Below are 24,934 nucleotides of genomic sequence, written 5' to 3'. Positions count from 1 at the left end.
AGCGGCTTCGAGTGCCTAGCGACGCTCTGTAACCGACCTACCGGTGATGGACCAGCTCAAGCAGGGACCGAGTTATCCGAGATTGAACTTCGACATGGTCGACGTTGCGCTGAAAGTAGTCGTTAAAAGCTTGGTGATATAGGCGATAGACGGTCTGGCCGTCCTCGCCTGACTCGACGATGTGAGCCCCCGCGTGTTCAAGCACCCATGCGATGTCCTGTTCCGAATACCTGATTCCGGCCCGAACGAGAGCGTTAGCAACAGTGAGCCAGATATCGCGGCGCGGCAGACCGGATCCCTCGGCCCAAGCGAGAGGCGCGAGGACATCGTAGACCCGTTGCCGGTCGGGCCCATAGCTGTTGATGTCCGAGTCGAACGCTTCAGCGACGCCACCGTTGAACAGCGCGATGGTGTCGCTGCTTTTCAAATCGATTGTGTCGCAACGGTTGACGAGCGTACGGGCGAGCAGTCGTGCGAACAGGAAGATGCCATTGCTGTGTTCGGCGATCTTGCTTGCAGTGACTTCGGCCAGTTCGGGCTGGGTACGGTAAGGAGATTCGGAGTTGGCGTCGAGCAGTCGGTTGATGGTGTATGTGGCGATGGCATAGCTAGATCCAGGGTCGGTATCTAGCCGGACGACTCGATTCGAGTCTGAGGTCAGAGCTCGGATGAGCGGACCATCGGCAGTCCAGGGCCCATCGGAAGGCGGGCTCGGATTCTCGCGCCGTCGGGGATCTTCACGATTGGGGCGGGTGCCAACGATGACGCGCACGCGGGGCCGGGCGGCGAGCGCGGCGAGAAGATCCACGGCGATGCGGTTCTGATCGGCGGGGTATGCCTCGTCCAGCGCGTCGAGCAAGATGGTGATGGTGCTCTGGTTGCGGCTGGCAAGTTGGGCCACTTGCTCGACGAGCGGACCGGGCTCCTCCCATCCTATTCCCGGCGGGGCAAGTTCGAGCGCTTCCCCCAAGAACGTGACGCATTCCTGCAAAGTGCGCTGCTTGGCATGAATGCCCGCGCTTATCGCATTTTCGGGAGGCAGCTCGGAACTATTGATGTCGGATAGAATTTTAGCCGCATGTTGGCGGTAGTCGGGCGAGGACATCGCCGCCAGCCACCCCAGCAGCGCGGACTTGCCCGAGCCAGGGGGGCCGGTGACGACGAGCATTCCGTGCCCATCTTTCAGCCAATCGGTGATACGGTCTTGTGGACCCGGGCGCGGCGCGTAATACCAGCCGTCTGCAGTGAGCGTATCGATCCCCCGAAATTTGACCATGAAATGCTCGATGAGGTCGGAGTCAGCGAATGCTCTGTGCCGCAACGCTTCAACGATCACATCCGGGCGGCTTGGTCGATGGCGGCTGTTCTTGAAGAATGGGAAGAATCCGCCGACCGAACGCACCTGGCCGAAGTCCGGTTGCTGGTGTGCGCCGCTACTGTGCAGATGCACGCGCAACGCGTCATACAGATCATTCGGGGTAATTAGCTCGTCGCGTGCCGTCCAGCCACTGTACGTCTCCGTCGGGGACGGGGGACCTTCACGCAAAATATGTTCCAGCGCGGTGGCAAATACACCCTCGCGGGCGAGTTCACCCGCCCTCGCAGAGCTAAGGACTGCCAAACCTGGCTCGTACCCCACGGCGAACGCCCGATCCTGCACGCTTTTTTTGAAAGCTGCGGTGATCGCATCGACTCCCACGCCCGACTTGCACGAGTCGACTATGACGACAATCTCGACAGCCTCCCGATCGGCCAGTACTTGTCCTAGCTGGCGGCCCGATACCTTGGCGAATGGCTTATCGGATCGATAGTCGCCGCAGAATAGTGCGATATCGTCGCCGTCTGATTGTGCGTGGCCGTTCCAGTAAAGCAACAACCGACGCGACGAGGGATTCCAGTCCGTAAGCCAATCCTGGATCTCACGCGAGGACGAACTTCCGGATCGGCAGTCCTCCCCGAACCCGAGATCGCGGAATACAGCGCCAACTAATTCGGCATGCTTTCCGGCACTGTTCAGATTTAAATTTGGATCGTCGTAGTCTGCGATGACGACGACTGCAAACGTTCCGCGATCACCTTTGGCGTCCATGTATTTACCCGCCTCGATTTATCAGCTTCTTGTGCGCGTTGACTGGAACGAACTACTCGAAGTCAGACGATGGTTATCAAGTCTTCGACAAATGCCTGTGGATGTTTGGTGATCTCTTCAATTCGCACCTGCCACAAACCCAGCGGCAAACCCATAGATGCCACGTAACGGCGCCCGCTGCCATCAGGGATCAGCGGAATATGACTGGCATGAATATGACCATCGACATCCCGAATACTCGCGTGTAAGCGCATGTTCGGCGAATCGCTGATTACCGTCAGATCGACCGGTTCGGCAACGGAAGCGATCTCGGGAAGATACACCGCGAGTTCGTCCAGTGGCGCGAGTATGGCGCCCAGTTCGCGAGCGGTGACCTTCGCGATCACGTCATCGAGAAGATCCCGGTGGTTGACGAGCGGACCATGCTTAGCCGAACGGAACAGCGCGTTTTCGTCGCGTTCCCAATCCGCCGGAACCGCACTGAAAGAGGGTACGGTGCTGTCACCAGCGTGATCGATTCCGCGTTGAGTCTGTTGGTACACCAATCGGCTGCCGTCCACGGCGATGCTTTGATCGGTGACGTGCAGCTTTCCAGCGAACACATGCATTGGGTAGCTATTCTCGCCGTGCCGTAAAGCGGCGTGATTACGTTCGACGGCCTGCCGCAACTCGTCGTGGAAACGACGACCCCGCAAAACCAGCTTATTCGGAAGACCTGGTACGTCAATCTCACTGAGTGTCAGCGGTTCCGTGCCGGGGCCGGCATCGAAGCATCGGTAGGTTGGCAGGAGTTCGGCCACCGACGGGAACGTCGTCGCCACACGCGCGACCCGTTCACCTACATTGGGAATCCGCGGATACAGTCCACCGGTGAGAGCTTTCACTGCCTTGACAGCTCCGCTGAATGGAGTCCCGATTGTAATGAGCCGCGCGCAGTGTTCACGACCGCCGAGAACTTCCAGATAGTACCGGGCGATCAACCCCCCCATCGAATGACATACGAACGTCACGCGCCGACCCGGCCACCTTCGCAGCGCCTCCTCGACGAAAAGCCTTAATTTCGATGCTGTGTAGGCATTCGGTAGCCGCCAGTCATAGGGAAAACACAGCACGCGGCCTGGTACGGCACTCTCAAGACGGTCGATCAGCGCGCCGTAACCCATCCCCTGCCAGAATCCCGGCCAAACGTGTATCCCCCGGATCACTTCCGGAGTATCGAACGCGACCTCCTCAAAGTCCGACAACTCCTCAAGATCCGATGGAAGTGTCAGACTGTCCAGGACGGCGCTGGTCCGGAGCACTCCGTTACGCAAGGCTGCGGCAGACAGACTCCACAGCGGCTGCCCTCCGGGGGCGAGCACGCTGCCAGTGATGCCCGGCACGATGACTACGAGATCATCGCTCACGGAAATCCACTCCCCCTCAATGACCGATCGGTAGTGCCAAAAGTGACTCTCCGGAGCCTATCTCAGCGAGGATGGAGGCCCACAGAGATTGGGATGGAGTCACGGCCATCTCGGGGGAGGTGCAGATGAGCAAACAACCGACAAGCCCGCAGGTGCCGGACAGCGACTGGGCTCATGCCAACCCGTATCTGCAGCGTTACCTCGCGACTCATGCCGCTGCGGGCAACCGTCTCGCCGAACTCCTCGACGACAATCGCTATCTGCTGTACGCCGATATCCCGCGCTTCGCGCGCGCTCTGGCAACCCACGCACAGGATCATCCCGTATCCCGGCTGTTCTGGCGCACGTTCGCCAGCCTCAACGCGACTGAGATTCCTGGTGAACGCGCGGAGGTCCTCCGTTCAATCGCCGCCAGGGATGAACGTGCCGCCGCACAGGTGCTGAATACGTTTCCCGAGCGCCCATCCCGAACTCTGTGGACGACCGCCCTGCCCATGACCTTCCACCGCATATTCCGCGGTCACACCCATAGCGTGCTGTCCGCCGCGTTCGGAACGACTCCGGACGGCATTCTGTGGCTCGCCACCGGGTCCGCGGATCACACCGTCCGGGTGTGGGACGCTGCATCGGGGGAACCCGTCGGATCGCCCTTGACCGGGCACACCGGCGAAGTGCGGTCCGTTGCATTCGGGACAATGCCCGACGGCACACTGCTACTGGCCAGCGGTTCCTCGGATCGAACCGCGCGGGTATGGGACGCGGCATCGGGTGTGCCCATCGGGCTGCCGCTGACCGACCACAGCAGAGGGGTGAACACGGTAGCGTTCGGCACTCTCCCAGACGGCACCGTCCTGCTGGCCAGCGGCTCCGACGATGACACCGTGCAATGGTGGGATGCGGTATCCGGAAACCCGTTTATACCCCCTTTGATGGACCACGCGGCCTGGGTGAGATCGGTGGCATTCGGCACTCTGCGGGACGGGACCGTGCTGCTGGCCAGCGGCTCCGACGACGGCGCAGTGCGGCGGTGGGATGCGGCGTCCGGGGAGCCCTACGGGAATCCGCTTGAGGGCCACACCGGCTGGGTGAGCGCCGTGACGTTCGACTCTCCTTCGAATGGGACCGACCTGCTTGCCAGCGGCTCCAGCGATCACACCGTGCAGCAGTGGGACGCCTCGACGGGACGACCATTCGGCCCGCCTTTGACCGGTCACAATGGCGGAGTGAACGCGGTGGCGTTCGGCACTCTCTTCGACGGCTCGCGCCTGCTCGCCAGCGGCTCCTCGGACGGCACCGTACGTCTCTGGGACGCAGAATTGGGGACGTCTGTCGGTTTACCGCTGACCGGCCACGCTGGCGCAGTGAACACAGTTGCCTTCGGCACCCTGCCGAACGGCATTCTCTTGCTGGCCAGCGGCTCCGATGATCAAACCGTGCGGGTGTGGGACCCCGCATCGGCGGGACACTCTGGGTCATTCGCGAGCAACGAAGACGACGACGAGTACCTGTATTATGAAGAACTCGCCCACAGGGAGACCATGGGTTTCAAGGTGAACAAGCTAGCATTCGGCACCCTCTCAGACGGCAGATTGCTCCTAGCCAGCGGCTCGGACAGTGGTGCGCGGTTGTGGGACGCGATATCTGGCGAACCGCTTGACTCTCCCAATATCTTCGGCGAGGTGTCATCGATGTCCTTCGGATACATCGAGAAGGACACCTTATGGCTCGCATGCACTTCCGCCGAGGACAGGATGATGCGGTTGTGGAACGCGACGTCCAGCGTCCCGGTCGGTTCGCATCCGGCGGACCAGATGGAGACGGTCGGTCTGACATTTGGGGCTCTGTGTGACGGCACAGTAGTCCTGGCCACCCTCGACGAGGTCGAGCGGGCCGTGCATATTTGGAAGTCTGGGGAGCTGTACCGGACCCTTCCGGTGCATGCCAAGCCGCTCGGAATGGTGACGTTCGGAACCCTCCCCGACGGTACCTTGCTGGTTGCCAGTGGCTTCGCCGACAAAACAATAAGCGTCTGGAATGTGATCTCTGAAGAACTATCTCTGAGGATTACAGACCTACCCGGTCCGGTGAATACAGTGGCGTTCGGCAACCTGCCCGATGGGACGCTGCTACTTGCTAGCAGCTCTGACGACAACGACCACGCAGTGCAAATTTGGGATGCGGCTACCGGACAGCTATTCCAACCCATCATCGGTCATACTCGCGATGTCAACGCAGTCGCATTCGGAAACCTGTCCGACGGCACCCTGCTTCTCGCTAGCGGCTCCGACGACAAGACGGTACGGGTCTGGGATGTAGCCTCCAATTCGCTGTTCGGGCTGCCTATGACCGGTCACGACGATATCGTCAACGCGGTGGCGTTCGCGAACCTGCCCGACGGCACACTACTGCTCGCCAGCGCCTCGAACGACGTCATTGTCGAAAAGTATTAAGCCGTATCCCGACTGCAGTCGACGGCGTGACATCGGCACCACCGCAGTGCAACGGCCCCAGACTCCCTCCGCGGGACCCGGGGGCCTCGTTGCGCTCAAACATCTACAGCCGGGATCGCCTTCCCGCGATCAGTACGGTGAACAGCGGAACGCTGAGATCGCGGGGCCAGTCGATCTCGGCTAGATCGGGATCAGCGGTCAATAGGAGCAACGAGTCGATCTGCGCCAGGTCTCGGCGTACCGGACAAATTGGTCTTGCACCACATCTGAAGCCCACCAGCCAGCGCCCCTGGCCTCGACTCCGACTCGGTGCTGGTCGTCGTAGGTGGCGACGAGGTCGATCCCGCAGCTCTTCACGGCCGAGGTTCCCACCGAAAGATCGAGCTCGTGGTTAATGCTGAGGTCGTTGTCGATTTTTGCGTCGGACCAAGCCTGCCAGATCAGTTCATGAAGCTCGTCCTCGTCGCAGTATCTGCGGTCGATGGGGACTGCTACTCGATCCGGTGACACATGGAGCAGCCCCAAGAGGCTACTTTCGACCTGCATAGACGAGTGCATCACTACGCCATACCGATGTGTTTCGTGAGAAGTTGTTATCGATCCGCACGTGCTCATCGACGAATGGGTTTCAGTCAATATCTCACGCGTACAACCACTTCCGTCCGCCGCTAGGCCGAGATGTTGATCGCTACATTCGAGGTCGTGCCATCTTGCGCGGTGAGGGTGACTGGGCCGAAGGTGATGAATGTGGACGATGAGCCGCTGGAAGCTCGGTAGAAACCGGTTGCCTCGGTGACCCGCACGGCAGGCGTGGCGAACGTGGCGGCTTGCTCATCGTCCGCCTCGGCAACCGGCTCGGCCAACCCAGGAAGGTCGTTGGCCACTGCCCAATCGCAGAAGGCCACGGAGTCACGGCTCAGCTCGGGCAGAATGCTCTCATTGGACCAAGCCCACATCCATGTACCGGCTCCCGGATTGTGGCTGCCGATGATTTGTGCGGGAGCTGTTGCGGTCTTGCTGGGGAAGGTCCAGGAGATCAGTCCGGTGGTCTGGTCGAGATCCCACCGATCGGCCGAGCCAAGCCCCCAGGTCATATGCGCCTTCCCCAATTGGTCGATCAGATCTTCGCCCTGCATCAGCAATAGCGCCAGATCAGGCTTTCCCTCCGCCGCATCCATTTTCGTTCGCCGCCTGAAAAACCCCACCGAAACCTCCTTGCACACAACAGAACTGGCCAACCTATCCCTCACGGTCAACGCGACGCAAGTCCGCGAGCGAGGGTGCAACCAGTGCGGTGACTCACCGAGTCGCAGTCAAGGTTGGCCGCTCATCACGACTTCACCGACGACGACTTCACGACTACGGCCAACCTCTGCCTCTGATATCGGAACGGGATCTGGTTCTCGGAGAAGCCCAGCAGGTCGTCGCCGCCTCATTCACCGCGAACGGCTTCGGCATCGGCATCGGCATCGGCATCGAGGGTCCCAGCATGACCGGAGAACATCACCCCGGCGACCGTCGAGCAGCCCAGGAAAATCACGGTCTGTCACGATCGTCTCTTCGGCTTCCACAACATCCAGCGCTCGACTGCGCTGGTCCTCAGCGCCGGTTGGGTAGCCGATCCCAAATTCCGCTGATCACCAGACCGTCTCGGACCGCAACGGTAGGTTCCGACTCGACCCCGCCCCAAGAATTCCCCAAGAGTTCCCGCCTTCCGCACATCATCGCGGCCAAAAAACCACAGGTCAGCGACGGTGAGACGCCGGTTCCGACTCGATCCCCGAACGGTTGCCTCGCCCTCAAACATGGCGACTACCAGCGCGAAGCCCAAGAGCCTCGATCAGCGGGTTCGGGGTTCGAGTCCCTGATGGCGCACAACAAGAAGCAGGTCAGGACCGGTCATCGGTCCTGACCTGCTTCTTTTTGCGGGCCGTGACCGGAAGTACGCCCGAATTCAGGGCCGAACTTCCGGTCTGGCTACTGCCGCGCAACGGACTTCACAGGGCTCGATCGACGGCGCGCCGAGTCCTGCTTTCGAAGCTATGTGTCTCGTCACATCCTCGACGACCGGCCACTGCTGTTCGCTCCGATCAGGCCGCGGCGTATACACGCCCCTACCCGCGGCACCGGATAGCTCGCGCCGTGCCCATGCGACACCGTCGGGCTGCCATCGTGCCAATGCGACACCGTCGGCTGCCATCGTGCCCCGTCGGCTGCCATAAGCCCGGTGCGGATCTACAGTCCTATCTTCGCCGGTGCCTGGTTGATGTGGGCAGCCAGCGCGTTGATCACGAGTTCGGCGTCGCGATGGACCCCGCGCAGCGTGTTGGAGGAAAACGACCGCTGGAACTCCAGCCCGACGTAGACCAGCCCGGGGTGCGTCGTCGATACCCCGGCGCTGTGGCGTGGGAAGCCGTCGGCGAGGGCGCCGAGCTCGGTGAGGTAGCCGAGGTCGGGTCGGTAACCGGTGGCGAACACCACGGTGTCGGCTGGTTCGCGCGTGCCGTCCGGCCAGACGATGGCGCCGGTGTCGAAGCCGGTGAACATGGGCCGGCGGTCGATGCGCCCGGCGGTGAGGGCTTGCCGGTAGTCGCCGGTGTCCATGACGAGGGTGCCGCCGACGTAGCGGACGAGCCATTCCAGCGGGAGTCGGTCGAATCCGGTGGAGACGAGCCAGTGGTGGATGTCGTGTCCGTCGCGGTGCTGGGGCAAGAAGTTGATCGGGTGGCGGGTGGCCAGGGTGACGGTGGCGTGGTCGGCGAGTTCGTAGGCGACCTGCACCGCGGAGTTGCCCGCACCGACGACGACCACCCGCCGGCCGGTGTGATCCTGGGGGCGGCGATAGTCGGCGACATGCAGCAGGTTCCCACCGAACCGGTCTTGCCCGGGAAGTTCGGGCAGGTACGGGTTACCGAAAGAACCGGTGGCTGCGACGATCCCGGCGGTGTGGAATTGCCCGCCGTCCCCGGTATGGACGACGAACCCTTCGTCGGGGTGCGCCTCGACGGTGGTGACGGTGGTGTCGGTGCGAATGTCGGCGTCGAGGGTTTCGGCGTAGCGGCGCAGGTAGTCGACGACTTCGTCGCGATGCGGGTAGTGGTGGGGGTCGGCGGGAAAGTCCAGGCCGGGCATGGTGGCGTGCTGGGCGGGTGAGAACAGGGTGAGGCTGTCGTAGTAGTGCGGCCACGAACCGGCCGTGTCGGGCCCGGCCTCCAGGACGACGGGCGCCAGGTGGTGGTCGGTGAGTGCGCGGGCGGCGGTGAGCCCGGATTGGCCTGCGCCGATGACGAGGGCGTCGATCATGAGTGTTGTTCCTTCGGTGCGTGTTTCGGGATAGTGGACAAGGACAGCGCCGCGGCCACGGCGGCGGCGCTGCCGAGGATCACGAAGGTGGTGGGGTAGCCACCCAACCCCGAGGCGAGGGCGGTGGCGGCGAACGGGGCCGAGGCCAGGGCGACGGTCATGGGCGCCGACAGCAGCCCGGTGAGTTGCCCGTAGTGGGCCGTGCCCCACCGGTCGGTGATCGCGGTGGCCTGTAGCAGGGTGAACACGCCGCGTGCCATGCCGGAGAGCACGGCTGCGATGGTCAATGTTGCTGCGGTGGTGAAGATTCCGAGCAGCATGGTGGTGGCCGCGATCGCGACCAGGATGACTGTGGTGCGGGTGCGCACGCTGGTACGGGCAGCGAAGGCGCTGTAGCCGATGCGGCTGGCGACCTGCCCGATTCCGCCGAGGCCGAGGGCGATCGCGGCGGTGGTGGTGGAGATCCCGCGTTCGGTCATCAACGGTACGAGGGTGACCACCACCGCGAACGAAGCGAACCCGGTGACGCTCAACGCGATCGCCAGCAGCAGGAAGGGCCGGCTGCGCGCGATCGCACCGGGAGGGCCGGAGTGGACGTGTTCGGTGTTCTGGTCAGGACGCTCGGGCCAGGGCAGGCGCAATCCGAACCAGTGTGCGGGAACGGTCACGATCGCGAGGATCACCGCCAGCACCAGATAGGTTGCGCGCCAGTCCAACCGTGACACCAGGGCCGCGGTCAGGGGAGCGAACACGGTGGAGGCGAGTCCACCGGCGAGGGTCAGCACGGTCAGGGCCTTCACCCGGTCGGGCCCGTACCAGCGGGTCAATGCCGCGAACGCGGGTGGATACAGCACCGCACCCATCGCCACCCCGACCAGTACCCATCCGAGCAGAAACATCATCAGGGTTTGCGCGGTGGCCACGATGATCAGCGCGGTGACCGCGAGCACCGAGCCCGCTGTCATCACCACTCGGGGCCCGTGGCGGTCCAGGCGGCGCCCGGCGAAGATCCCGGTCAGCGCGGTGAGCAACTGCCCGGCCGAGAAAACCGCCGTCAACGCGGTGGCAGACCAGCCGGTGTCGGTGGCGATGGACCCGAGCAGGACCGGGAAGGCGTAGAACAGGATTCCCCAGCTGGTGATCTCGGTGAGGCACAAGACCACCAGCACCTGCCGCAACCCGGTTGCGGCGGGTGCCGCGGACGTCGAAACAACCTGCATCGCAGCGGGTCAGCGCGCAGGCGAGGTCAACGGCAGTTCCTGCAAAGCGGCGGGCGCGCCGAGGCGGAGCTCCGGGAGCCACGGCAAATCACGGCGGGCCGGTTCGGCGGCGGCGGGGCCGACCAGACCGGCTCCGACGACAACAACGGGCAGGACGCTCATCACAGACCTCTTTCATCGACTTGGATCGATCAATAATCCGAGAGTATCGATCAGCGTCGATGAACACAACCATAGATCTACGTCGATGCACCGGCCCGCGTCCAAGCCGCGAACCGAGGGGCTGCGGCAGCCGCGTTCTGCTCCGGAGCCGGTGCACCAGGTCGCAACAGGGAACCGTCGCGCACTCCGCGTGCGGTGCGAACGGCCACTGTCCCCCAGTTGCCGACCAGTAGTGCGTACAGCGCCACCGCGGCGACGGCGAACAGGTCGGCGCCGGTGTGCTGGAACAATGCGGTACTCGCGGTGACGCAGGTGCCCAGTGGGAAAGTGAATCCCCACCAGGTGAGCGAGAAGGGCAGCGCGCGAGCCCGGATGGCGCGGGCGGTGACCGCGAGCGCCAAAGCCAGCCACAGCATGGCGAAACCCCAGGTAGCGATCCCGAATATGGTCGCGGCCGCGACGGCCGTCTCCGCCTGTGGAGCCGGCAGCAGCCCAGGTGTGGCATCGGCCATGGCCGATGCCGCGGTCACCGACTGACCCAGTGGCCCGAGCACGATCCACAGGGTGGGCACCAAACCGGCACCGGGTGCTCCGAAGTGCATCAGCCGGGACCAGATCATGGTGGTGGTGATCAGGGCGGCGAAGAGGCTGAGCCCGAACATGGCGCCACAGCAGATCACCAGGGTGAGCCTGGCCTGTCCCGGCGGAGTGTGCGGGATGAGCAGCGCACCGGTCGCCGCGGCGACCATCGGGGGTACGACCGGCATCAGCCAGCCGCCGAATGCCGCGTCGGGTCGCTGTGCCGGCGTCCGGGTGATCATCCGGTAGGGCACGGCGAACGCGGTGGCCAGCCCCATTACCGCGCCGACAGGCCACAGCACCCACGCCAGGGTCACGGCCGCGCTCGCACCGATGAGGTCGGGGCCGAACAGCAGCGCTCCCGTGCCGACGGTGAGCACCGCCATCGGCGCCGCACCGGCGAAGTGGGCGAGGACGGGATGGTCGCGGTCGGCGCGGGCATGTTCGGAGTGCCGGATCGCGCGCATCGCCCATGCCGCACCGAGGGCGGCCAACAGCGCCGCGGCCAGCAGCCACAGGCCCGTGGCCGCGGCACGCAGTCCGGGCAGCTGTAGGGGCAGCTGGGCGGCCGCGTTCGCCGTGATACCAGTGCCCATGACGATGGCGAACCAGTTGAGGCCGACGTGGGCCAGCGCATCGGTTCGTGCGGACCCGGCGTTCCGAGCGAGAACTTCGGGCCTGCGCGGCACGGTAATGGTCATAGGTCCAGGCTCGTGCGGCGCGGCTTTCGCCGGTAGCCGTCGCGCAGACATGGGTGCATAGAATCGATCTATGCCCCTGTCGCCTCGTGTTCCGGACCTCGCCGCTCTCGACCTGCTGCTGTCGGTGGTCGAGCTCGGCAGCCTCGGCCGGGCCGCGCAGGCTCACGGGATCAGTCAGCCGTCCGCGTCCTCGCGCATACGAACACTGGAGAAGCTGGTCGGCGTGCCGGTACTCGAGCGCAGCACCCTGGGTTCGCGTCCCACTCGCGCCGGCGAGCTCATCGTGGAATGGGCGCGCGCGGTGATCGATGCCGCGAGCCGCCTGGACACCGGCATCGAGACCTTGCGGACCGAACACCGCTCACAACTGCGGGTCGCGGCCTCGCAGACCATCGCCGAATACCTGCTCCCACAGTGGCTGACGAACCTGCGCGCGGCGGCGCCGGATCTGAGCATCGCACTCGATTCCGGTAATTCGGCCGACATGGCGCAGGCGGTGCTCGACGGCCGCGCGGCGATCGGATTCGTCGAGAGCCGACAGCACTTCGACAGCCTCGACAGCCGGGTGATCGCCAGAGACCGACTGGTCGTGGCGGTCGCTCCGGGGCACCGGTGGGCACGGCGCGGCACCGTCGACGTCGACGAGCTGGCCGCGACACCCCTGCTGCAACGGGAATCGGGCTCCGGCACCCGTGACTGGTTCGAGGACTGCCTGGCGCGCCAGTACCCCGGCGCCCGACCCGCGCCGGCGGCGTTGCAGCTGTCCTCGACCACCGCCATCAAAGCCGCGGTGGCCGCCGGAGCCGGGCCCGCCATTCTCAGCTCGCTCGCCGTGGCCGCCGAGGCGGCGGCGGGCACGTTGGTCATTCCGACGATCACAGGGCTGGAGCTGGATCGCGTCCTGCGCGCGGTCTGGCCGGCGGGCACTGCGCCCAAAGGCCCGGCGCGCGACCTCGTCACCATCGCCCACCGGTCCGGGATCGGCTCTGGCGAGCCGCATCAGTGAGCCGATGAGCTGGGTGAACACGAAAGAAACCTGTCAGAGGCAAATTTTTTCTGTGACCCATACCACGCAGAGCGGCAGTGTAAACCTCCTGCATACATAACGATTCTGCAACCACCCGGCAAGTGAACCAAGATCGCCAGCACCTGGCGTTTGAATTTCGTTCACCCTGCGTTAACCCGTCGTGACCATTCTGTCATCAGGTCATAAACAGACCTGCGGTTTGGTCAACGCGGAGGTATCCAACCTTCCCGGCACCGGACAGCGCGTGGTCTCCCCGCAGCCAGCTGTGGAGCACCGTGCGACGCGACAGACAGCCATCGAGCGTCTGTCCTCTCACCAGCGTCGCACATTCCCCATATGGACAGAAACAACACATCGCCTGACCGGCGTGCGCCGCTGCGCGCGCTGCGCGGTCCACCGCGCCCCCACCGGGCCTCGCGGTCGCCAGACAGAGATGAAGGAACAGAACAGCACATGCTCAACAAAGACAAGCTCAGCAGCGTTATCAGCCGCCGATCGCGCCGTGAGGCGTTCACTGTGGCTGTGGCCTCCGTCGGTCTGATCGCCGTCACAGCGTCCTCGGCGGTGTCCTTCGCCGACGACAGCGCGCCCGAGCGTGCCGCCATGGTCGTCGAGCAGGCCGAAACCATCCCGGCCGTCGGTGCCGCACCGGCCATCGAGACCATCCCCGCCCCGGCACCCGCGCCCGAAGTCGAGGCCGCCCCGGCACCCGCCCCGGCCCCCGAGCCCGCCCCGGCCCCGATGCCGGAACCGGCTCCCGCCTACCCGAACAACCTCGACGGCTGGATCCGCGAGGCGCTCGACATCATGGCCGCCAAGGGCATCCCCGGCAGCTACGAGGGCATCCACCGCAACATCATGCGCGAGTCGACGGGCAACCCCCAGGCGATCAACCTGTGGGACATCAACGCGATCAACGGCATCCCCTCCAAGGGCCTGCTCCAGGTGATCGACCCCACCTTCGCCGCCTACCACGTCGACGGCACCCCGTTCGATGTCTGGAACCCGGTGTCCAACATCGTCGCGGCCTGCAACTACGCAGCCCACCGCTACGGCTCGATGGACAACGTGAACAGCGCCTACTGAGCACCGTCACCACACAACGCCCGCGCACCGGTTGGGGAAGACCGGGGCGCGGGCGTTCGTCGTAGAATCGGGCGCGTGCCAGACAGCGCCGACCAGGCACCCGATCACGCGCATTCCGACGCGGCCACCGCGAGCCGCGTCGCCAAGGCCCGCCGGTTGGCCGCCTACGTGTGGTCGCGCGATATCCGCAGCGCCGAACTGCTGGCGCTGCCCGCGCCCGTCCTGCGCAAACTGGCGCGCGCCGCCGACACCAACCCGCCGAGCACCGGCGAGACCTGGCGAGTGGTCGCGGACCTGCTGGACCAGAAGGACGCGTGGGCGGCCCGCAACCCGCGGCACTCGGCCGCGGTCCGCGCCCACGCCGACGAGAAACTGCTGTGGGTCAAGCCGCCGGTGAAGCCCTGGACCGGATCCTGAGCCGTCACACCACCAGCTTCACCGCCAGCACGATCATCACGACCGCGATCAGCGAGTCGAGCACGCGCCAGGCGGCGGGCCGCGCGAAGAGCGGGCCCAGCCGCCGGGCCCCGTAGCCGAGCGCCAGGAACCACACGACGCTGGCGAACATGGCCCCGCCCGCCACAAACCACCGCAGCGGTGCCGCCCATGTACTGGCGAAGGAACCGAACAGCACGAGGGTGTCCAGGTAGACGTGCGGATTGAGCCAGGTGAGGGCCAGGCAGGTGAGCACCGACGCGCTCAGGGCCGTGGCGGTGCCGGTCTCGACCAGCAGCGCCGATGATCCGAGCGCGCGCCGGGCCGCGAACAGCGCGTAGCCGATCAGGAAGACCGCCCCCGCCCAGCGCGCGACGGTCAGTACGGCCGGAAACGACTCGACCACAGCGCCGAAGCCCGCCACCCCCGCCGCGATCAGCACGATGTCGGACAGCGCGCAGATCGCGACCACCGCGAACACGTGCCCACCGCGCACGCCTTGACGCAGGACGAACGCGTTCTGCGCGCCGATCGCCACGATGAGCGAGAGCCCGAAACCCAATCCCGAGAGGGCGGCCATTGCCGCCGATGCTGCCGTCACGTTCATCGACGGTAGAAGTGCCGCCATATACAGTCCAGCTGTTTATTCTTCACCATCATTAGAATCACTTGACGTGGATCTACAGCTCGACCAATTGCGCGCCCTCGATGCCGTGCTCACCGAAGGCACCTTCGAGGCGGCGGCACGGCGATTGAACGTCACCCCGTCGGCGATCAGTCAGCGGATCAAAGCGCTGGAGGAAGCAGCGGGCCGCATCCTGGTGCAGCGTTCGAAACCGGTGCGCGCCACCGAATCCGGGCTCGCGGTGCTGCGGTTGGCCCGGCAGGTGGACCTGCTCGCCGGCGAAGCCGCCCGCGAACTCGGCGAGGCGAATCGACCGGCCGGGCGCCCGGCGCGGATCCCGATCGCCGTCAACGCCGATTCCCTCGAAACCTGGGTGCTGCCCGCGCTGTCGCGGGTCACGGGCGGGATCTGTTTCGAACTCCACCGCGAAGACGAGGAACACACCACCCGCCTGCTGCGCGACGGCACGGTGATGGCGGCGATCACCGCGACGGCGACGCCGGTGCAGGGTTGCCGGGTCGAACCGCTCGGCGCGATGCGCTACCAGGCCCTGGCCACCCCGGACTTCGCGCGGCACTGGTTCCCGGACGGTGCGCGTCCCGGCTCCTACGCCGAGGTTCCGATGATCCAGTTCGACCGCAAAGACGACCTGCAGTGGCGTCACCTGCGCGCCACGAATCCGGAGCCGATCGACCCGCCCACCCATTTCGTCCCGTCGTCCACCGCGTTCGCCGAGGCGGTGCGCCTGGGTTTGGGCTGGGGCATGCTGCCCGACCTGCAGACCGAGACCGAGCGGGCCGCGGGCACTCTGGTGAACATCGACGGTGCGTCGCGCATCGATGTGCCGCTGTACTGGCAGCAGTGGAAGCTGGACTCGCCCGCTTTGAACGCCGTCGCGGCTGCGATCGGCGCCGGCGCCGTGACGGCGCTGCGCCCGGTGACCTAGCCGGCGGAGAGGAAGTCGATCAGCACCCGGTTGACCTCATCGGGCCGCTCGAGATAGCCGTAGTGCCCGCACTGCTCGATCTGGGTGTAGGTGGCCGTCGGGATGGCCTCGGCGACCTCGCGACCGAACCGCGGCGGCACCATCTGATCATCGCCGAAGCCGATCACCAAGCTGGGCACCGTGATCCGCCGATATGCCGCGCTGCGGTCCTGGGACCGGTCCATCCCGGCCTGCGCCCGCGTGCCGGGTGTGCCCTTGCCCGCGGTGAATTCGAAGATGTCGAGCCACTCCTGGGCCTTGGCCGGGTCGGCCAGCGTGTGCGGAGACAGGTTCAGCACGGCCTTGATCGCCGCGGAGTACTCCGGGGGCAGCTGAATTCCCTTGTCGTAGAGCGCTTGTTCGCCCTTGCTCAGGGTGCTGGTCACCGGGTACGGGCGGGCGGTAGCGGCCATCAGCACGGCTTTGCCCAGCAGTTCCGGACGCGCGAGCGCCAGTTCGGCGACCACCCGCGCACCCATCGAGGTGCCGACCACATGCGCGGGCGCGCCGAGGTGTTCGATCAGTGCCGCCGTGTCGCCGACCAGATCGGCCATCGTGATCCCGGCCGCCGATTCCGACGACGGCGCGATTCCCCGGTTGTCGACGGTGGCGACACGAAAGCCCGCCCGCACCAGGGCGGGTACCTGATAGGTGCGCCAGACACGGCCCGGGCTCGCACTGCCCATCACCAGCAGGACCAGCGGTCCCGATCCGGTGACGTCGTAGTTGAGCTGAATGCCGTTGAGCGAGACGAGAGGCATCCGCCGACCTTACCGTCATCCCGGTGGACCTTCGCCACGACGGCGGCGGCCCGTCAGCCCGGTGGTGCGTCGCGTTCCTCGACGGCCGCGATCACCTTGTTCGACAGCGAGCGCAACGCGTGGCCTTCCTGGTGGTCCAGCCGGTCCACGAACACTTCCCGCACCAGTTCGACGTGTTCGGGCGCGGCCGCACGCAGCACCTCGCGGCCCCGGTCGGTGAGCGCGACCACGATGCCGCGGGCGTCGTCGGCGGCCGGGGTGCGGTCGACGAGCCCGCGCGCGGCCATCCTGGCCAGCTGTTTGGACAGCCGCGACTTGTCCCAGCACACCTCCCCCGCGAGTTCCTTGGCCCGCAGGCACCCGTTCGGCGCGGCCGAGAGCGGCACCATCAGCTCGTAGTCCGACATCGACAGTCCGTGTTCGCCCAGGCCGGCGCTGATCGCCGCGTCCAGGCGCTGGCGCATGCGGATGAAGGCCTGCCAGGTCTGCTGCTCTTCCTCGGTCAACCATCGGGTCACGGGAATGATCCTAGAACCCAATTGGTTGACATGGAAACCAAAGCAGTTCGACTCCAGGAGGCGCTCCCCATGCCCGCTATCACCGTCGACGACATCATGGTGCTGCCCCGGCTGCCCCGCCCCGACGTCACCGAAACCCAGCGATCCGTCCGGCAGATCGTCACCGCCGCGCGCCAGCAGGAAGGCGCGGGCTTCGAGGTGACCCGCCCCTTCCCGAGCGTCGACCTGCGCGCGGCCGACCCCTTCATCCTGCTCGACCAGATGGGCCCGGTCGCCTACGAGCCCTACGAGGCCAAGGGCGCGCCCTGGCACCCGCACCGCGGCTTCGAAACGGTCACCTACATGCTCGACGGCACGATGGTCCACCACGATTCCCAGGGTGGCGGCGGCGTGATCGGCGAGGGCGACACCCAGTGGATGACCGCGGGCTCGGGCATGCTGCACGACGAACTCCCCGAAGAGAAGCTGGTGATCTCCGGTGGGACCTTCCACGGCATCCAGCTGTGGGTGAACCTGCCGCGCGCCCAGAAGTTCGCCACTCCGCGCTACCAGGACCTGCGCGGCAGCGAACTCACCCTGGTGAGCACCCACGACGGCGGCGCACTGGTTCGCCTGATCGCGGGCGAGCTCGCCGGATTCACCGGCCCCGGTTCCACCTACACCCCGATCGCGTACGCGCACGCTTCGGTCAGCCCGGGCGCCCAGCTCGAAACCCCGTGGCCCCAGCACTTCACGGCCATGGCCTACGTACTCGCGGGCAGCGGGACCGCGGGCACCGACCGTCGACCGATCAGCGCGGGGCAACTGGTGGTGTTCGGCAAGGGCGAGGCCATCACCTTGGCCGCCGACGCCCGTCAGCACACCACCACCGGTGATCTCGAGGTGCTACTGCTCGGTGGCACACCGTTGCGTGAACCCGTGATCCAGTACGGGCCTTTCGTGATGAACACTCGGGAGGAAATCATCGAGGCGATGCAGGATTTCCAGGCCGGTCGCATGGGAACCGTTCCCGCAGAACACCGCACCGGTCGCCGACTGGGCGAATAGGCGGGTACGGTGCGGTTGACAACCGGACGCACCGTCACAAAAGTGGACGGGGCCGCTCAGGACGTGTGTCCGGGCCAACATCCGAACCGCAGCAGACATAGAGGAATTCATGAACGTTCGCCGGCTCACCATCAGCCTCGCCGCAGTAGGCCTCGGCCTGCTCGTGGCCCCCACCGCGCACGCCAACCCGGTCACGGGTTCCACGGGCACCGGCTCCTCCAGCTTCGACTCGATCCTCAACGGCACCGGCTCGTCCAGCCTGGTCCAGAGCGGCTCGGCCGGGGGCACCTTCAGCAGCTGCGAAGAGGCCATGGCCGCGGGTCGCGCCCCGCTGTTCCGCGGTGAGCCGGGCTACTCGCCGCATCTCGATCCCGACGGCGACGGCCTGGCCTGCCCGACGGTCTAGCGCACCGAACACAGAAACACCCGATGTGGCAGCTGCCGCATCGGGTGTTCTGCGTTTCCGCGCCGCACGGTCAGCGGCGGAAGACCTTGACCAAGAGCAGGCCTGCCACGAGGGCACCGGCGCCGATCAGGCCGTATTTGACCTTGGGGTCGTTCAACTTGGCGACCACAACCGCCTTGGTGTCGTCGGCGATGCGCTGCGGATCCGCGCGCACCGCCAGTTCGTCGAGCGTGGTCGCCAACCGGGTGCGCGCGATCTCGATCTCGCGTTCGATCCGGTCGGTGTCGTCCTTGGCCACCGTCACCTCCAGGTATGTGTCTGTGCTCGTCGACGAGTCTATCCATGCCGCCACCGCACCCGGTCGGATACCGTGCGGTGGTGACCGACAACCATCGCCTCTCCCCCGGAGACACCGCACCCGAGTTCACGCTGCCCGACGCCGACGGCAACGACGTGTCGCTGTCGGATTACCGCGGCCGCAAGGTGATCGTCTACTTCTACCCGGCCGCGAGCACTCCCGGCTGCACCAAGCAGGCCTGCGATTTCCGCGACAACCTGGCCGAACTGGGCGGCGCGGGCCTCGAGGTGCTCGGCATCTCCCCCGACAAGCCGGCCAAGTTGGCCAAGTTCCGCGACAACGAGGGCCTGACCTTCCCGTTGCTGTCGGATCCCGAGCGCACCGTGTTGCAGCAGTGGGGCGCGTTCGGCGAGAAGAAGATGTACGGCAAGACCGTCACCGGCGTGATCCGTTCGACGTTCCTGGTCGACGAGCAGGGCAAGATCGAAGTTGCCCAGTACAACGTGCGCGCCACCGGCCACGTCGCCAAGCTGCGCCGCGACCTGTCGGTGTAGTCAGGCGAAGGTGGCGATGAAAGCCTCGTAACCGTCGAGCAAGCGGGCCAGGCCGAATTCGAAATCGGCCTGCTCCCAATCGACATCGTCATCGTCGAAGGCGGCGGCGGAGAGCGCGGCCGACACCGCGGGGAAGCGTTGCGGGTCCAGCACCCGGGCCATCACCGCGACGAAGGCGCCGCCGTCTTCCTCGGCCCGCAAGTCGCGCAGGAATCGCCGCTTGCCCACGACGAACATCGACACATTCGTCACCAGTTGCAGTTTGGCCGGTTCCGGCACCGGCGTCTCGGCGAGCGCGCACAGCGCGGCCTCGAGCCAGGCGATATTGTTCGGCCCCATCGGCGGCCGGCTCAGCGGGATGTCGAGCCACCACGAATGACGGCCGAGGCGTTCGAACTCGGCCGAGGCCCACTGTTCGAGCGCGGCCCGCCACGGTGTCCCGTCAGCGATCTCGGGTGGCGGCCCGACGATTCGGTCCATCAGCAGGTCGACCAGTGTGTTCTTGCTGTCGACATAGCGATACAGCGACATGGCGGTGAAGCCGAGGTGCTGGGCGACCCGGTTCATCGACAGCGCGGCGAACCCCTCGGCATCGGCCACCGCGGTGGCGGCGTCGAGGATCTGGTCCAGGGTGAGCGTCCGCTTGGGTCCACGTCCGCCCGCTTGCTCCATGCCCCACATCAGCTCGACCGCTCTCGGTAGCGCTGTGTCGCCGGACGTCGTCATCTGCGCACTGCCTCCTCTGCTCGTCTCAACTCTAACCCGGGCACTCTTGCGGTCGTAAACTGTTTAGCCTATAAACAAGGTTTATAGGCTAAACAGTTTCTCGATCGGAGAGTATTCATGACACCCGAACCAGCACCGGCCCTGTCGGTGCGCCACCTACGCAGAGCCTTTGGCACCCACGTGGTCCTCGACGACCTCCACCTCGATGTCGAACCGGGCACTGTCTTCGCACTTCTCGGCCCGAACGGCGCAGGCAAGACGACACTGGTCCGCATCCTCGCCACCCTGAGCGAGCCCGACGGCGGTACGGCGCACATCTTCGGGCACGACACGGTCACCGCGGCCGACCGTGTCCGCGAACTGATCGGAGTCACCGGCCAATACGCCGCCGTCGACGGCGTGCTGACGGGCACCGAGAACCTGCGGCTCACCGGCAGACTGCTCCACCTGGGCAAGCGGGAAACCACCCGGCGCAGCACCGACCTACTGGAACGCTTCGACCTGGTAGCCGCCGCCGACAAACCGGTCGCTTCCTATTCCGGCGGTATGCGCCGCCGACTCGATCTCGCCATGAGCTTGATGGGCAGACCACGCATGGTCTTTCTCGATGAGCCCACCACCGGGCTCGATCCGCGCAGCCGCCGCGACCTGTGGACGGCCATCCGGGAGCTGGCCGCCGATGGGACCACCATCCTGCTCACCACCCAGTACCTCGAGGAGGCCGATCACCTCGCCGACCGAATCGCCGTGCTCGACGGCGGCCGCATCGTCGCCGACGGCACACCGGCCGAACTCAAAGGGCTGATCACCGGTGGGCACATCCGCTTCCGGTTCGCCGACAGCACACTGCTGGCCGCGGCGGCACAGGCGGTCGACGCGCATGCCGTGTCGCGAGCGGGAGTCCAGCTCGACCCCGAACAACTGGTCTTGCAGATCCCCTCTGATGGCAGCGTCGCCGAGATCAAGCTGCTCCTGGACAGTTTCGCCGAACTCGGCATCGCCATCGAACAGCTGACCGTGCACACTCCCGACCTCGACGACGTGTTCTTCGCGTTGACCGGTCAACCCAACCGAACGGTGGCCGCAGCATGAGCACCCAACTCGCCCGCTCCGGGCTGCGGACCGCCCAGGATTCGGTGACGATGCTGGACCGCAACGTCCGCCGCACCCTGCGCAGTCCCGACACCGTGATCATGACCATCGTCCTGCCCGTGATGATCCTGCTGATGTTCGTCTTCGTTTTCGGCGGCGCGATGGATGTGGGAGACGGCGCCTACATCGACTACGTGGTACCCGGCATCATCCTGCTGTGCGCGAGCTTCGGTGCGTCGACGACCGCGGTGGCGCTGTCGCTGGATCTGGCCGAGGGCATCATCGACAGGTTCCGGGCCATGGCGATCGCCCGATCGGCGGTGCTCACCGGGCACGTCGCCGAGAGCTTGATCCGGAACTTGATCACGTCGGGCATCGTGATCGGGGTCGCGGTCGCGCTGGGCTTCCGGCCGACCACCGATCCACTGCGGTGGCTGGGTGTGGTCGGGGTGCTCACCATGTTCGTGTTCGCGCTGTCGTGGCTGTCGGCCGCGCTCGGTCTGCTCGCGCGAAACCCGGAGGCGGCCAACGGGTTCACCTTCTTCTTCATGTTCCTGCCGTATGTGAGCAGCGCGTTCGTGCCGACCGAGTCGATGCCGGTGTGGCTGCACCGTTTCGCCGAGAACCAGCCGGTGACGCCGATCATCGAGACGATGCGCGGCCTGCTGATGGGCACCCCGATCGGCAACAGCGGGTTGCTCGCCGTGCTGTGGTGCGGTGGGATCGCACTCGCGGGGTATCTCGCGGCCGGGGTGTTGTTCCGTCGGCGCACGCGCACCTGAGCGGCGAAAGGGGCTCCTGGGAGCCCCTTTCGCGGTGGATCAGTCCGCCGATTGCGACATTCCGTTGGGCGTCACCGCTTCGGCGGGTCGCATGCTGAGCGGGATGCCGGTGCCGGGCACGGCGGGGGCCGCGGCCGGAATGTCGTGCACCGGTGGCACGACGGGTTCCAAGGGCAGCGGTTCGTCCTGCGGTGCGTCGCCGTAGAGCTCGGTCGGGTAGGAGAGTGGGAACCGGCCCGGGTTCTCCAGTTGCGGATTCGGTGACATCGTGTCGTAGGGCGCGCCCGGCGCCGGTTCCTGCGCGGGCGTGACCTGCAGGTCGCTGCCGGAATCGATCCCGCCGGCGGATCCGGTCTGCGCCGAACCGGTGTCGGCCGCGTCCCGCAGTCCGGGCACCGCCGCCGCGGCCGGGCCCGGCCGCGCGGGTTCGGCGCCCGGGCCCGAGGACACCGCGGTGTTGTCCACCGGCTGGGTGCCGCCGTTCAACGCCGCGTACGCACCGCCGCCGACCAGCCCACCGGCCAGCACGCTCGCGGCCGCGGCGACCATTGCCGTGCCGCGCTTGGACCGCGGCGCAATGGTCACCGGCACCACCTTGGCATCGCCCAGCGCCACCAGCGCGGCGCCGGCCGCGGGGGCGAAGGGCGCCAACCGGCACGGCAGCACCGGCACCCCGAATCCGGCCACCGCTTCGCGCACCGCGGGCGCGTCGGCGGAGGATCCGATGAGCACCACCGCGCCCGGCCGCGCCGCGGCCGCCTCGAACTGATCCCAGGCCGCCGACACCCCCGTGCGCAGCGCGTCGGGGGTGGGTGCGCCGGTCTGACCGTAGGCGGTGAGCACGCGGTGCCTGCCCGGGTCGAGCAGCGTCATCGCCTGGTAGCCGGGTACCGCTTCGTAAACCAGCAGATTGTCGAACTCGTCGAGCCAGGTCATCGCGCCGGCGACGTGCAGATGCGCCGATTTGGCCGAGACCAGCGAGGCGGTGTTCCACGCGGTGGCGGCCAGCCGGGTGACGATCGCACGCCGCTCGGCGGCATCGCGGTAACTCACTGCCGCCCCCGCGATCTCGTGTTCGTCGGCCACTTCGGCGGTGAGCGCCTCGAGCGCGTTCTGCACCGCGACGGCCACCTCGGCCTTGCTGTCGCCCCCGGCACGCACGGTGCGCCGCAGCAACATCCGGTCGCTGAGGGTGCCGCCCGCCTCCGCGAGGGCCACCGCGTGCACGGCTCCTCGCTCGGTGCTGACGCCGAGGGTTACCACAGATCCTGTTGCCACAAGCCTTGCCTTCCCCTGTGCGAAACGGTGCGCTGAACAGGACAGCTGGGTCCCGTCACTTCGCGGTAGGTCGGTTGCGGCGAATGGTTCAGCCGCGAATAAGCATGCGGATGCACGCACGCTCATCAGATGATTCGTCACCGGGTGGGGCCCGGATGGGTGGAATATCACCGGTTCCGGACACGCTCTCGGCATGCGGCTGCCGCGCGGTCGGGTCTACCGCTAGCCTGGATGAGTGGAAGTACACGCGCAGGCCCGGTCCAAGCAGAGCCGTCCGGACCCTGCGCTGGAATTGCAGGACGACCCGCAAGAGTTGATGCCACGCAAGCGGCCGACCCAGGAACGCAGCAAACGCAAATTCGACGCGCTGCTGCAGTCGTCACGAGAACTGCTGGTCGAGGTGGGCTTCGAGTCGTTCACCTGCGAAGAGGTCGCCCAGCGCGCCGAGGTGCCCATCGGCACCCTCTACCAGTTCTTCGCCAACAAGTACGTGATCGTCTGCGAGCTCAATCGCCAAGACCTCGTCGCGGTTTCGCGGGAACTGGCCGACTTCCACGGCGAGGTGCCGTCACTGGACTGGTTGCGGCACATGAATCAGTTCGTCGATCACCTGGCGAACCTGTGGACCACCGACCCGTCGCGGCGCGAGGTGTGGCTGGCCATGCAGTCCACCCCCTCCACCCGGGCGACCGGCGCGCTGCACGAGAAGGAATTCGCCGAAGTCGTCTCGCAGATGCTGCGCCCGCTCACCCCGCGCACCCCGCGGGCCCGGCGCTCGATGATGGCCGAGGTGCTGGTGCACGTGGTCTATTCGATGCTGAACTTCTCGGTGCAGGACGAGCAGTCCAACGCCGACGCCGTCGCCGAGTTGAAGCGGCTGATGGTCGCCTACCTGCTTGTCGCCGAGAAGGAGTCGCGACACGGGCGCGCCGACTCCGACGAAGAGCACTGACACGGCCTAGCCGTTCCCCGCTCTTCCCTCGATGAGGTCGGCCAACTCGCCCGGGTCCTCCAGCACCACCATCGCCGCGGCGGTGTCACCGTCGTGGGTCAACGACAGATGCACCCGCACACGCGGCAGGAACTCCGCGGCCAGGCCGTGCAGTTTGATGCTCGGCCTGCCCCACGCGTCGTTGACCACCTCGATCAGCGGGTACGGGTTGTCCCCGATCTGCGGGCTGCGCGCGAAGCGAGACGATGCCCAGGCTTTGAGCACCGCCTCCTTCGCGGCCCAGCGAGCGGCGAAGCTGCGGGCCGGGTCGGTCTGCTTGCTCTGGCAGTAGCGGCGTTCACCAGCGGTGAAGCTCTCCCTGAGCATGGTCGACCCGGTCCGTTGCAGCTGTTCGGAGAACTCGGAGATGGTCACCAAGTCCAAACCGATACCCAGAATCGTCACGAAGCGGC

The 24,934-nt window shown here is 66.2% G+C and carries 26 protein-coding genes; 11 read left to right on the top strand and 15 right to left on the bottom strand.

Translation table 11 applies throughout. The features are described from left to right. Positions 1 to 37: 37 nt before the first annotated feature. On the bottom strand, positions 38 to 2,089 hold the full coding sequence (locus ACFO5K_RS22710) for a hypothetical protein (RefSeq protein ID WP_378566610.1): 2,052 nt from the start codon (positions 2,087 to 2,089) through the stop codon (positions 38 to 40). A 62-nt stretch (positions 2,090 to 2,151) separates the two neighbouring features. After that, positions 2,152 to 3,495 (bottom strand): esterase/lipase family protein, encoded by a 1,344-nt coding sequence (locus ACFO5K_RS22705; RefSeq protein WP_378566607.1) that lies wholly within the window; start codon positions 3,493 to 3,495, stop codon positions 2,152 to 2,154. A 125-nt stretch (positions 3,496 to 3,620) separates the two neighbouring features. Here ACFO5K_RS22705 and ACFO5K_RS22700 point away from each other — a divergent pair, with 125 nt between their 5' ends. Continuing rightward, positions 3,621 to 5,945 carry a WD40 repeat domain-containing protein gene (locus ACFO5K_RS22700; protein WP_378566604.1) on the top strand — a complete coding sequence of 775 codons (2,325 nt, stop codon included), beginning with the start codon at positions 3,621 to 3,623 and terminating at the stop codon, positions 5,943 to 5,945. 198 nt (positions 5,946 to 6,143) lie between these two features. Here the strand turns inward: ACFO5K_RS22700 and ACFO5K_RS22695 are convergent, their stop codons facing one another. The 6 genes from ACFO5K_RS22695 to ACFO5K_RS22670 form a co-directional block, all read right to left on the bottom strand. Beyond that, entirely contained in the window at positions 6,144 to 6,491 is a 348-nt protein-coding gene (locus tag ACFO5K_RS22695) for a hypothetical protein (RefSeq protein WP_378566601.1), read from the bottom strand. Positions 6,492 to 6,613: 122 nt separating this feature from the next. Then, positions 6,614 to 7,150: a DUF6882 domain-containing protein gene (locus ACFO5K_RS22690; RefSeq protein ID WP_378566598.1), complete on the bottom strand. Its 537-nt coding sequence runs from the start codon at positions 7,148 to 7,150 to the stop codon at positions 6,614 to 6,616. Positions 7,151 to 8,180: 1,030 nt separating this feature from the next. Further along, positions 8,181 to 9,248 carry a flavin-containing monooxygenase gene (locus tag ACFO5K_RS22685; RefSeq protein WP_378566595.1) on the bottom strand — a complete coding sequence of 356 codons (1,068 nt, stop codon included), beginning with the start codon at positions 9,246 to 9,248 and terminating at the stop codon, positions 8,181 to 8,183. After that, positions 9,245 to 10,468, bottom strand: a complete 1,224-nt coding sequence (locus ACFO5K_RS22680; RefSeq protein WP_378566592.1) for an MFS transporter — start codon at positions 10,466 to 10,468, stop codon at positions 9,245 to 9,247. Before ACFO5K_RS22680 ends, ACFO5K_RS22685 begins: the two co-directional genes overlap by 4 nt. A 9-nt stretch (positions 10,469 to 10,477) precedes the next feature. Continuing rightward, positions 10,478 to 10,630, bottom strand: coding sequence for a hypothetical protein (locus ACFO5K_RS22675; RefSeq protein ID WP_378566589.1), 153 nt, complete (start codon positions 10,628 to 10,630; stop codon positions 10,478 to 10,480). Between the two features lie 77 nt (positions 10,631 to 10,707). Beyond that, positions 10,708 to 11,910, bottom strand: a complete 1,203-nt coding sequence (locus ACFO5K_RS22670) for a TDT family transporter (RefSeq protein WP_378566586.1) — start codon at positions 11,908 to 11,910, stop codon at positions 10,708 to 10,710. Positions 11,911 to 11,980: 70 nt separating this feature from the next. Between ACFO5K_RS22670 and ACFO5K_RS22665 the strand changes: the two genes are divergently transcribed. The 3 genes from ACFO5K_RS22665 to ACFO5K_RS22655 all read left to right on the top strand — a co-directional run bounded on the left by ACFO5K_RS22665 (position 11,981) and on the right by ACFO5K_RS22655 (position 14,440). Then, positions 11,981 to 12,916 carry a LysR family transcriptional regulator gene (locus ACFO5K_RS22665; RefSeq protein ID WP_378566583.1) on the top strand — a complete coding sequence of 312 codons (936 nt, stop codon included), beginning with the start codon at positions 11,981 to 11,983 and terminating at the stop codon, positions 12,914 to 12,916. Between the two features lie 474 nt (positions 12,917 to 13,390). Continuing rightward, positions 13,391 to 14,023 carry a transglycosylase SLT domain-containing protein gene (locus tag ACFO5K_RS22660; protein WP_378566580.1) on the top strand — a complete coding sequence of 211 codons (633 nt, stop codon included), beginning with the start codon at positions 13,391 to 13,393 and terminating at the stop codon, positions 14,021 to 14,023. A gap of 75 nt (positions 14,024 to 14,098) precedes the next feature. Further along, positions 14,099 to 14,440 (top strand): hypothetical protein, encoded by a 342-nt coding sequence (locus ACFO5K_RS22655; RefSeq protein WP_378566577.1) that lies wholly within the window; start codon positions 14,099 to 14,101, stop codon positions 14,438 to 14,440. Positions 14,441 to 14,444: 4 nt separating this feature from the next. Here the strand turns inward: ACFO5K_RS22655 and ACFO5K_RS22650 are convergent, their stop codons facing one another. Continuing rightward, complete coding sequence (locus tag ACFO5K_RS22650; protein ID WP_378566936.1) at positions 14,445 to 15,065, bottom strand: LysE/ArgO family amino acid transporter; 621 nt, start codon at positions 15,063 to 15,065, stop codon at positions 14,445 to 14,447. Positions 15,066 to 15,132: 67 nt separating this feature from the next. On the opposite strand from ACFO5K_RS22650, the gene ACFO5K_RS22645 reads away from it, so the two are divergent. Then, entirely contained in the window at positions 15,133 to 16,029 is an 897-nt protein-coding gene (locus ACFO5K_RS22645; protein WP_378566574.1) for a LysR family transcriptional regulator ArgP, read from the top strand. On the opposite strand, the gene ACFO5K_RS22640 is transcribed toward ACFO5K_RS22645, so the two are convergent. Further along, a complete protein-coding gene (locus ACFO5K_RS22640) occupies positions 16,026 to 16,829 on the bottom strand; it encodes an alpha/beta fold hydrolase (protein WP_378566571.1) in 804 nt (267 codons plus the stop codon). The two genes, ACFO5K_RS22645 and ACFO5K_RS22640, sit on opposite strands and share 4 nt — an antisense overlap. A gap of 53 nt (positions 16,830 to 16,882) precedes the next feature. Further along, positions 16,883 to 17,347: a MarR family winged helix-turn-helix transcriptional regulator gene (locus tag ACFO5K_RS22635; protein WP_378566568.1), complete on the bottom strand. Its 465-nt coding sequence runs from the start codon at positions 17,345 to 17,347 to the stop codon at positions 16,883 to 16,885. Positions 17,348 to 17,416: 69 nt separating this feature from the next. Between ACFO5K_RS22635 and ACFO5K_RS22630 the strand changes: the two genes are divergently transcribed. Both ACFO5K_RS22630 and ACFO5K_RS22625 read left to right on the top strand, forming a co-directional pair. Then, on the top strand, positions 17,417 to 18,394 hold the full coding sequence (locus tag ACFO5K_RS22630; RefSeq protein WP_378566565.1) for a pirin family protein: 978 nt from the start codon (positions 17,417 to 17,419) through the stop codon (positions 18,392 to 18,394). 109 nt (positions 18,395 to 18,503) lie between these two features. Then, positions 18,504 to 18,800 carry an excalibur calcium-binding domain-containing protein gene (locus ACFO5K_RS22625; protein WP_378566562.1) on the top strand — a complete coding sequence of 99 codons (297 nt, stop codon included), beginning with the start codon at positions 18,504 to 18,506 and terminating at the stop codon, positions 18,798 to 18,800. 70 nt (positions 18,801 to 18,870) lie between these two features. On the opposite strand, the gene ACFO5K_RS22620 is transcribed toward ACFO5K_RS22625, so the two are convergent. Then, the gene (locus tag ACFO5K_RS22620; protein ID WP_378566559.1) at positions 18,871 to 19,104 is read right to left on the bottom strand and encodes a DUF3618 domain-containing protein; all 234 of its coding nucleotides are present in this window, start codon (positions 19,102 to 19,104) and stop codon (positions 18,871 to 18,873) included. 74 nt (positions 19,105 to 19,178) lie between these two features. On the opposite strand from ACFO5K_RS22620, the gene bcp reads away from it, so the two are divergent. Then, the gene (gene bcp, locus ACFO5K_RS22615; protein ID WP_378566556.1) at positions 19,179 to 19,652 is read left to right on the top strand and encodes a thioredoxin-dependent thiol peroxidase; all 474 of its coding nucleotides are present in this window, start codon (positions 19,179 to 19,181) and stop codon (positions 19,650 to 19,652) included. On the opposite strand, the gene ACFO5K_RS22610 is transcribed toward bcp, so the two are convergent. After that, entirely contained in the window at positions 19,653 to 20,378 is a 726-nt protein-coding gene (locus ACFO5K_RS22610) for a TetR/AcrR family transcriptional regulator (RefSeq protein ID WP_378566553.1), read from the bottom strand. Between the two features lie 117 nt (positions 20,379 to 20,495). Between ACFO5K_RS22610 and ACFO5K_RS22605 the strand changes: the two genes are divergently transcribed. Together ACFO5K_RS22605 and ACFO5K_RS22600 are read left to right on the top strand one after the other, a co-directional pair. Then, positions 20,496 to 21,470 (top strand): ATP-binding cassette domain-containing protein, encoded by a 975-nt coding sequence (locus ACFO5K_RS22605; protein WP_378566550.1) that lies wholly within the window; start codon positions 20,496 to 20,498, stop codon positions 21,468 to 21,470. Further along, a complete protein-coding gene (locus ACFO5K_RS22600; protein WP_378566547.1) occupies positions 21,467 to 22,252 on the top strand; it encodes an ABC transporter permease in 786 nt (261 codons plus the stop codon). The genes ACFO5K_RS22605 and ACFO5K_RS22600 overlap by 4 nt, the downstream gene beginning before the upstream one ends. 39 nt (positions 22,253 to 22,291) lie before the next feature. Here ACFO5K_RS22600 and ACFO5K_RS22595 read toward each other — a convergent pair whose 3' ends face one another. Beyond that, positions 22,292 to 23,530 carry a hypothetical protein gene (locus ACFO5K_RS22595; RefSeq protein WP_378566544.1) on the bottom strand — a complete coding sequence of 413 codons (1,239 nt, stop codon included), beginning with the start codon at positions 23,528 to 23,530 and terminating at the stop codon, positions 22,292 to 22,294. Between the two features lie 316 nt (positions 23,531 to 23,846). Here ACFO5K_RS22595 and ACFO5K_RS22590 point away from each other — a divergent pair, with 316 nt between their 5' ends. Beyond that, the gene (locus ACFO5K_RS22590) at positions 23,847 to 24,482 is read left to right on the top strand and encodes a TetR family transcriptional regulator (RefSeq protein WP_378566933.1); all 636 of its coding nucleotides are present in this window, start codon (positions 23,847 to 23,849) and stop codon (positions 24,480 to 24,482) included. Between the two features lie 6 nt (positions 24,483 to 24,488). On the opposite strand, the gene acpS is transcribed toward ACFO5K_RS22590, so the two are convergent. Further along, positions 24,489 to 24,926: a holo-ACP synthase AcpS gene (gene acpS, locus ACFO5K_RS22585; RefSeq protein ID WP_378566541.1), complete on the bottom strand. Its 438-nt coding sequence runs from the start codon at positions 24,924 to 24,926 to the stop codon at positions 24,489 to 24,491. Positions 24,927 to 24,934 lie beyond the last annotated feature (8 nt).

The organism is Nocardia halotolerans, assembly GCF_042650145.1.
Lineage (GTDB): Bacteria > Actinomycetota > Actinomycetes > Mycobacteriales > Mycobacteriaceae > Nocardia > Nocardia halotolerans.
This window is presented reverse-complemented; position numbering and strand designations above follow the sequence as displayed.